Source organism: Maricaulis parjimensis, assembly GCF_016817355.1.
Classification (GTDB): Bacteria; Pseudomonadota; Alphaproteobacteria; order Caulobacterales; family Maricaulaceae; genus Maricaulis; species Maricaulis parjimensis.
Window position 1 is genome coordinate 1 of sequence record NZ_JADOTT010000012.1, and the last position, 8,713, is coordinate 8,713.

7 protein-coding genes are annotated in these 8,713 nt (G+C 65.2%); 5 read left to right on the forward strand and 2 right to left on the reverse strand.

The features are described from left to right. Window positions 1–66 precede the first annotated feature (66 nt). Together I0K07_RS15005 and I0K07_RS15010 are read right to left on the reverse strand one after the other, a co-directional pair. Window positions 67–534: a Dps family protein gene (locus I0K07_RS15005; protein WP_203294867.1), complete on the reverse strand. Its 468-nt coding sequence runs from the start codon at window positions 532–534 to the stop codon at window positions 67–69. 116 nt (window positions 535–650) lie between these two features. Continuing rightward, window positions 651–1,856, reverse strand: coding sequence for a pyridoxal phosphate-dependent aminotransferase (locus I0K07_RS15010; protein ID WP_203294869.1), 1,206 nt, complete (start codon window positions 1,854–1,856; stop codon window positions 651–653). Between the two features lie 295 nt (window positions 1,857–2,151). Here I0K07_RS15010 and I0K07_RS15015 point away from each other — a divergent pair, with 295 nt between their 5' ends. The 5 genes from I0K07_RS15015 (at window position 2,152) to I0K07_RS15035 (ending at window position 7,796) form a co-directional block, all read left to right on the forward strand. Further along, entirely contained in the window at window positions 2,152–4,395 is a 2,244-nt protein-coding gene (locus I0K07_RS15015) for a marine proteobacterial sortase target protein (RefSeq protein WP_203294871.1), read from the forward strand. Continuing rightward, window positions 4,392–4,976 carry a class GN sortase gene (locus I0K07_RS15020; protein WP_203294873.1) on the forward strand — a complete coding sequence of 195 codons (585 nt, stop codon included), beginning with the start codon at window positions 4,392–4,394 and terminating at the stop codon, window positions 4,974–4,976. Before I0K07_RS15015 ends, I0K07_RS15020 begins: the two co-directional genes overlap by 4 nt. A gap of 81 nt (window positions 4,977–5,057) precedes the next feature. Continuing rightward, window positions 5,058–5,807: a hypothetical protein gene (locus tag I0K07_RS15025; RefSeq protein WP_203294875.1), complete on the forward strand. Its 750-nt coding sequence runs from the start codon at window positions 5,058–5,060 to the stop codon at window positions 5,805–5,807. Between the two features lie 79 nt (window positions 5,808–5,886). Continuing rightward, window positions 5,887–6,723, forward strand: a complete 837-nt coding sequence (locus tag I0K07_RS15030; protein ID WP_203294877.1) for a hypothetical protein — start codon at window positions 5,887–5,889, stop codon at window positions 6,721–6,723. Between the two features lie 50 nt (window positions 6,724–6,773). Further along, entirely contained in the window at window positions 6,774–7,796 is a 1,023-nt protein-coding gene (locus I0K07_RS15035) for a threonine aldolase family protein (RefSeq protein ID WP_203294879.1), read from the forward strand. Window positions 7,797–8,713 lie beyond the last annotated feature (917 nt).

Consider the following 8,713-nt stretch of genomic DNA (forward strand, 5'->3'; position numbering starts at 1 on the left):
GTTGGGGAGGAAACAAAAAGCCCCGGCCATCAGGCCGGGGCTCTGCATTCAGTCTGAAATCGCCAATCACCCGATCGTGGAGCGCAGCATCCAGGCGGTCTTTTCGTGCTCGGTCAGGCGCGGGGTGAGGACGTCGGCGGTGGCTTCATCGCCATGCTCGCCGGCCAGTTCCAGCGCTTTGCGGATGGTGGCGACAACGGTCTCGTGTCCCTTCACCAGATCCTTCAGCATGTCATTGGCTTCCGTCGCATCGCCGCCCGACTTGATCGAGGCCGCTTCCTGCATCTCGCCATAGGAGCGCGGGGCGACCACATCGAGGGCGCGGATCCGCTCGGCGATCACATCGGTCGCCGTCCACAGCTCGTTATACTGGAGCTCGAACAGATTGTGCAGATCGTGGAAGCGCGCACCGGTGACGTTCCAGTGATAGACGTGGGTTTTGAAATAGAGCGCGTAGGTGTCCGCCAGGACGGCCGTCACGGCTTTCGCCATGGTTTCGCGCTGCGTGTCCGTCAGACCCATATTGATGCTCATTATTCTCTCCATTTTGGTTCGCGTGCGGCAAGGCCGCGGCGTCCCCATCTATATGGGCGCCCCATAACCACAAATCAAATCAGGATTTGTTGGGTTCGCTATAGAGAAATTCGATATCAGCGCAGGCTGGCGCAAAAGCGCTGGATGCGTTTGCCGGCCTCAATCAGGGAGTCGTCATCCGTGGCGTAGGAGATCCGGAAGCCCGGCTCCAGACCAAAGGCGACACCCGGCACGACCGAGACGGCTTCTGCCTCGAGCAGAGCCGAGCAAAAATCCGTATCCGTCTTGATTTGCGTGCCATCCGGCGCCGTCTTGCCGATCGCACCCGTGCAGTCGGCAAACACATAGAAAGCGCCTTCCGGCGTCGGGGCGACCAGCCCGTCCGAGCCATTGATCGCCTCCAACACCAGGTCACGCCGGCGCAGGAAGGCGGCATTGCGGGCCTTCAGGAAATCATGATCGCCATTGAGCGCTTCTACTGATGCGGCCTGGCTGATCGAGCACGGGTTGGACGTGGTCTGGGAGGCCACCTTGCCCATTTCCTTGATCAGGGCCTGCGGGCCGGCCGCATAGCCGATCCGCCAGCCGGTCATGGCATAGGCCTTGGAGACACCATTCATCGTCAGGGTGCGGTCATAGAGTTTCGGCTCGACCTGGGCGATCGTGGCGAACTCATAGCCGTCATAGACAATGTGCTCATACATGTCGTCGGTCATGATCCAGACATGCGGATGCTTCAGGAGCACATCAGCCAGGGCCTGGATTTCGGCGGCCGTATAGCCCATCCCCGTCGGGTTGGACGGGGAGTTGAGGATCAGCCAGCGCGTTTTCGGCGTGATCGCGGCTTCCAGCTGGTCCGGCGTCATCTTGAAATTGGTCTCGATCCCGGCGCGCACCGGCACCGGCGTGCCGCCCACCAGGTTCACCATTTCCGGATAGCTCACCCAATAGGGCGCCGGGATGATGACTTCATCGCCCGGATTCACAGAGGCCAGCAGCGCGTTATAGATCACCGGCTTGCCGCCCGTGGACACATGGACCTGGGCCGCCGTGTATTCCAGCCCATTATCGCGGCGGAATTTCTTGACGATCGCGTCCTTCAGCTCCGGCGTGCCGTCGACATTCGTGTATTTCGTCTCGCCCCGGCGGATCGCGGCGATGGCCGCTTCCTTGATGTGGTCCGGCGTATCGAAGTCCGGCTCGCCCGCGCCCAGGGAAATCACATCAATCCCCTTCGCCTTGAGCTCGCGCGCTTTCTGGGTGACGGCCAGCGTGGCGGAAGGTTTGACGCGCTGCAGCGCGGTCGAGGGCGTGAAGGTCATGATGCGTGTCCGGTGGATCAAATCAGCAGGAGCGCAAACCCTAGTCGGCACGGCCCGGCCCGCCAATCCCCCAGCCATGCATTCACGCCCAGGCGCGCGGGCGTTTTTGCATGTCTTGCGACCGGCTCTGCCGGAGCCCCCGCCCCGCAATGGCCCAGATTAATCCCGCTCTCGCCCCATTCTGGCCCCGCCACATCCTCGATCCCGTTCCAGCGTGACAGCGGACAGGGACGCCGGCTGCCCCGCCTTTTCACCTCGCAACGGGGCGGCCGGCACAATCAGGGGAGACACCGTCATGGCGTCTGCGCGCACACATCACTCATCCGGCGGACAGGCCGGATTCGGCCTATGCCTCGCCATCGCGGCCTTCGCGATTTCCGCCTTTCTTTTCTGGTCGGATGCCCAGGCGGACACGCTGGCCGAGCCCACAGAACCCCAGCGCATTGAAGGCCTGGTCCGGCTCTCCGAGATTTCCGAAGGCGCCTTGCTGATCGAGACGGTCGAGCCCGGCGTCTACCTCCCCGCCCCCATGCTGGCGACCGATATCGCCATCGAGACCGCCGGCCCGGTCATCCGCACCCGCGTGACCCAGCGTTTCGAGAACCCCTCCGACCAATGGGTCGAGGCGCGCTATGTCTTCCCCCTGCCTGCCGATAGCGGTGTCGACCGCCTGCGCATGCAGGTCGGTGACCGCTTCATCGAGGGCCAGATCCATGAACGCCAGGCCGCGCGCCGCATCTATGAGCAGGCCCGCGACAATGGCCAGCGCGCCAGTCTGGTCGAGCAGGAACGCCCCAACATGTTCACCACTTCAGTGGCGAATATCGGCCCCGGCGAGACCATCATCATCCAGATCGAATACCAGGACGTCGCCCGCCTGCGCGATGGCACGTTCGAAATGCGCATCCCGCTGGGCCTGACCCCGCGCTACATCCCGCAGGCCGCCGATTTCCAGCTCGTCGCCGAGACCGGATATCCCGTGCCGCCCTCCGTACCGGATGCCCATCGCATCACCCCGCCCGTCATGGCCCCGTCCGGCGAACCGGGCGACCAGCTGCGCCTGCCGGTGACAATCACTGCCGAGCTGCGCCCCGGCTTCGAACTGGGCGCGATCACCAGCCTCTATCACGCCACCCGCATCGACCGGTCACAGCCCGGCACGGCCCGGATCGAGCTGGCCGACGGCCCCATCCCCGCCGACCGCGATTTTGTCCTGACCTGGCGCCCGGCCGATGAGACTGCCCCCAGCGCCGCCCTCTTCACCGAGGAGTGGAATGGCGAGACCTATCTGCTCGCCCAGATCCTGCCGCCCGCCACGCTGGGCACGGACACCCAGCGCCGTCCGCGCGAGACGATCTTCGTGATCGACAATTCCGGCTCCATGGCCGGCACTTCCATGCGCCAGGCCCGCCAGGCCCTGCTGGACGCGCTGGACCGGCTGCAGCCGGAGGACCGGTTCAACATCATCCGCTTCGACAACACGATGGAACAGGTCTTCCCCGCCCCGGTGGAAGCCAGCCCGGCCCGCCTGCGTCAGGCGCGCCGCTTTGCCCGCGGCCTCAATGCCGAGGGCGGCACCAACATGCTGCCCGCCATGCAGGCGGCCCTCACCGATGACACGCCGGAGGATACCAGCCGCGTCCGCCAGATCGTCTTCCTCACCGATGGTGCGATCGGCAATGAAAGCCAGCTCTTCAACGCGATCTATGAGGATCTGGGCCGCTCCCGCCTCTTCCCGGTGGGTATCGGGTCCGCCCCCAATACCTATTTCATGGAACGCGCCGCCCGCGCCGGTCGCGGCACGTTCACCCATATCGGCAATGTCTCGGAGGTCTCCGAGCGCATGGCCCAGCTCTATACCGCGCTGGAACGCCCGGTCATGACCCAGCTGGACGCGCTCTTCCCGGAAGGTGCCCTGGCGGAAATCTGGCCTGCCCCGCTGCCCGACCTCTATTACGGCGAGCCCGTCTTCATGACCGCCCGTGTCTCCGATCCGGACGCCATGATCCTGCTGGAAGGCCGGCTCGCCGAGCGCGGCTGGCAGACCCGGCTCGACCTGGCCGATGCCCAGCCCGCTTCCGGCATCGCCGCCCTGTGGGCCCGCAACCGGATCAAGGGAATCGAGGAGACCCGTTTCCAGGGCGCCAATGCGGCCCAGGTCGACGCGGCCGTCCTGCGCACCGCGCTGGATTTCCATCTCGTCTCCCGCCTGACCAGCCTGGTCGCCGTCGATGTCACCCCGGCCCGCCCGGCCACGGCCCCGCTGCACAGCCAGGACATTGCCCAGATGGCGCCGCAGGGCTGGGATTTCGGCGCCGTGAACCGGAATAATCCGGTCCGGCACGCCGCGCTGGACACCGAGCTCCTCGACCGCCTGCAGGCGCATGCCTCGCCGGAAGAGGCCGCCCTGGCCGCCGAGAATGGCCTGGCCCTGCCGGCCACCGCCACGCCGCGCCAGCTCTTCACCTGGGCCGGAGCCCTGCTGATGCTGGCTGGCCTGATCTTCCTGATGATGAACCGGGAGCGCCGCCTGTGGTGACCCGATCCAACCTCCTGCGGGGCGGCGCGATCACCTGCCTCGCCGCCGGAGCCCTCGCCCTTGCCCAGGGCTTGTGGATCCCGGTGAAAGCCGACATTGCACAACTCCTTCTGGCGCAAGCCTGGACGCGTGCAATCGACGGAGAGTCCGCGCCAACACCATGGCCCTGGGCCGATACTTGGCCCGTGGCGCGGCTCTCCGTCCCCGAATTGGGCGAACACGCCATTGTCCTGGCCGAAGCGGGGGGCGAAGCCCTCGCCTTCGGCCCCTCCCTGCTCAGCCAGTCCGTCCGGCCGGGCGAGAACGGGGTCAGCGTGATTGCCGCCCATCGCGACACGCATTTCGCCTTCCTGCGCGATGTCGAGCCGGGCCAGACCATCGTGGTGGAACGACCGGACGGACCGCCCGCCCTGTTCCGCGTCACCGGGAGTGAGATCGTCGACGCCAACCGGTCCGGCATCCAGGTTGCGGGCGGCGAACCACGCCTCGCCCTGGTCACCTGCTGGCCCTTCGGCTCCATCACGCCGGGCCCGCTGCGCTATGTGGTCTGGGCAGAATCTGTCGACATGAACAGGATTTAAGCGGTTTCGTGCTGGTCAGTCCGCCCGGCCTCGTTTACCCCTGAACGCGTCTTGACGGCGGGGGCCGAACAGGAGAGTGGGTTGGGCGGTGAGTTTTTGACCGCGCCGAGTGAGACTGTGCGCCGCCGTATTTTCGCCGGCGCGCTCGCGTTCGCCATCAATTCCGGCCTCATCGCGCTCTTGCTCTTCCTGCCGCGCGCCGCGATCCCGGATCCGGAACCCGAAGCCCTCGACATCGTGCTCGTCACCCTGCCGCCGCAGCCCGAAGCCCCCCCGGAACCGGAGGCGCCGCCAGAACCGGACTTCGAACAGCCCGAAGCGGAACAACCGGTCGAACAAGCGCCCTCTGTCCCCGCAGACCCGGCCCAGCCGCCGGCACCGGAAGTCCTGGCCCAGACCGACGCGCTGCCCGAGGACGAGGAAGAGACGCCTGACGCGATCACCGGCGGCGGTTCGCCCCAGACCGAATTCATCGGCGAAGCCCTGCCCTTCCCGGCCGGCCCCGGATCAACCAGCTTTGCCGTCCGCAATGCCTTCTGCCTGTCCAGCTCCGAGGCCAATCGCGAAGCCGGGGCCTGCCCGGACACGGCGGAAGAGGGTCTCTCCCTGCTGCGCTTTGCCAATCCGGAGGAAATCGCCCGGGTCGAAGCGCAGATGGCGCTGGAGCTGAGCAATGGCATCGCTGCCCTGCAGGCCGCAGGGGGTCTTCCCGTCCGCGACCTCAAGGGTCAGCCTACCCTCGCCAACCCCGCCAACCGCCCCACCGGCACGGCCGACCAGATGCGCGACACCCTGCCAGCCCTGCACCCGGATCCGGCGTTCGGGGACTAGGTCTGGGTGAGCGCTTCCAAAGGCTTGACCGGGTGGAGCTTGTCGACACAATTACAGATCGTCTCAGAAAGCCGTGTCCTTGCGCCCTGACCTCAAATTCCTGATCGTCTCATCGTCAGCACTGGGCCTTGTAGCCTTTGACGCATCGGCCGGCGACACCGATCTCGAGCGCGTTCTGGCACTGCCAGAATGCCCATTGGCATTGGAGCTGAACCAAAGCAGTGGATGCCTCTCGCTCGACCTGTTCTCTGGTATCCCTGCAGACGATCCCCAGTTCAGGACGCGCCTGACCCATCAAAGGCTGCCAGAGGCTGTTCTGGCGCCCTCGCCCTATTGGGCTACCCGCTTTGCCATTCGGGGCCGGCTGAATGATGGCCCCGAAACTGAATACGCTGTCACGCTCTATAATTACGACTTTCCGTGCGACACGGATGGTGCGGTCGCCCTGCTCGGCTATTCCGAATCTGGCCTTCCGCTCATCCAGACGGACTTGGGGCCGTTCGAGTTGGCAAACCCCGAATTCCAGGTCGGCGCAACCAGCTATTACGTGATCAACCCGGACTCTCGCGAAATAACAGCACGACTGATCGGCTCCACATTCCGGAGGTTGAACTTTGTGTTTCATCGAGCCGATGAAATTTCCGTTTTCGATCCGGAAACGCGCGAGTGCCTGACGGCTCCTTCTCGGGAATCCGGCTTACTCCAACGCGCCCGAAACTGCCGGTCTCTCGCTCTGCGGAGCAGTCCGGGCGAGAATGTCGGTTTGTCCGAAGCGCACCCCGGCGACCTGGACATCGCGCGGCATGCGCTCGGAGAGAATTGGTGGGCGGCGAACCAGGCCTGGGCCAGCGAACTCGTCAGCCGAACCGGAGATGGTGCAGCCATCATCGTGAACAATGTCGAGATCTGCACCTGACGCACCCCCTCCCGATTGACCTCCTCCGCCAACTCGCCTCCATTGGCGCCATGAATTTCCTGTCCGACACCACCGCTCCCGCCCATCCCGCGCTTCTCGACGCAATCGCTGCCGCCAATACGGGTTTTGCGCCCAGCTATGGCAATGATCCGATCTGCGCGCGGGTCGAGACCAAGCTGAAAGAGATTTTCGAGACCGACCTCAAACTCATGTTCGCGGTGTCCGGAACAGCCTCCAACGCGCTGGCCCTGTCGGTTCTGTGCCCCAATCACGGCGCCATTCTGTGCCATGACGAAGCGCATATTCATCGCGATGAGCGCGGCGCGCCGGAATTCTTCACCGGCGGCGGCAAGCTGATCCCGCTCCTGGGCGATCACGCCCGGATCTCGCTGGAGGCGCTCGACCGCGCACTCGGGGAAATCCCCGAAGGCTTCGTCCATTCCAGCCCGGTGCGCGTCCTCTCCCTGTCCAATCTGACCGAGAGCGGCACCGCCTACACCCCGTCCGATGTGGCCGAGCGCGCCGCGCGGGTGAAGTCGCGGCCTGCCTTTGTGCATATGGATGGCGCCCGCTTTGCCAATGCGCTGGTGACGCTCAACTGTTCGCCCGCGGAACTGACCTGGAAAGCCGGGGTCGATGCGCTTTGCTTTGGTGCGACCAAGAATGGCGCGCTCGGGGCAGAAGCCATCATCCTCTTCCCCTCCGTCATGGAGCGGTATGAGGAACTCCAGGCGCGCCAGAAACGCGCCGGCCACATGGCCCCGAAAATGCGCTTCATGGCCGCCCAGTTCGATGCCTGGCTGCGCGATGATCTCTGGCTCGACCTCGCCCGCACGGCCAATGCCCGCGCCCGCCGTCTCGCTGACGGGCTGGCCGAAGCCAATGGGGTGGAGGTCCTTCACCCCGTTCAGGGCAATGAGATCTTCGCCCGCCTCCCCGAAGCCCTCGGCGATCGCCTCATGGCCGCCGGCGCCGGCTTCTACCAATGGCCGGACGGCTCCTGCCGCTTCGTCACATCCTGGTGCACCGAAGACGCCGAGATTGATGCGCTGCTGGCCGCGGCGCGGGGTTAGGCCAGGCAGAGGGACATATCCCTCGCCTGCCCCCACTTATCCCCACCCCCAAAACCTGTGAGAGACTCCTCCTCGACTTCCGGGGAGAGAGGCGCGAGCTCAGTCCCTTGTGCCCGGAGGTTTGCGGAGCCTGTCCGCGCGAGGGGGTGACATCCCGAGCACCGGCAGGGCGTCCGGCCCGGTCTGACGGCACTAAACGCCCGACCTGAATACCGGCCGGATTGGAAACGGGGGCGAGAGCGTTCGGGAAATCTCCGCGTGCGGGAGGCAAGTGCCTGTCACACACACTTAGAAAACACGCCGGCACGGCAAGCGCCGGCCTCCCGCACACCTCTCATCCCTCCAAGGTGAAAACCTGTGGAGCTACTTCCGCTTCTTCAACCGCATCACTTTGTCATCCCGGATGGATGTCCGGCCTTGAGCCGGACGCAAGTCCGGGACCCATACACACAGGATCAGCCCGAAAGCAGACGCCGCCATTTCCGATAGCTGGATTCAAACCGGGATTGTGGGTCCCGGCTCTATGCCCCGCTTTCGCGGGGCGACCGGCCGGGATGACAAAGGAGAGATGGTTCAGGAGAGAGAGAACGCACCTGCCGCACCCACTCGCATTTTCCCCGGACTTGTTCCGGGGCCCACCGAAGGCGCCGCATCCTCATCCGATGAAAAGGCAGAACACCTAGTTGGCCCCGGGACTGCGCCCGGGGGAAACAATGCCCCCTTGCCGGACCGGAACAAAACGTGTACATCTTTTGCGTGCAGCGTTCCACAAACACACGCAGGAGACCGCATGGCCGACCGGACCGCGATTGCCTTCACGCTCAATGAACTCGGCTTTGACGCCTATGGGCGGGTGGTGATTTCGGATCCCGCCGCTGCGCGGCGGATGCTGGACCTGTTCGAACGGGCCGATGCCC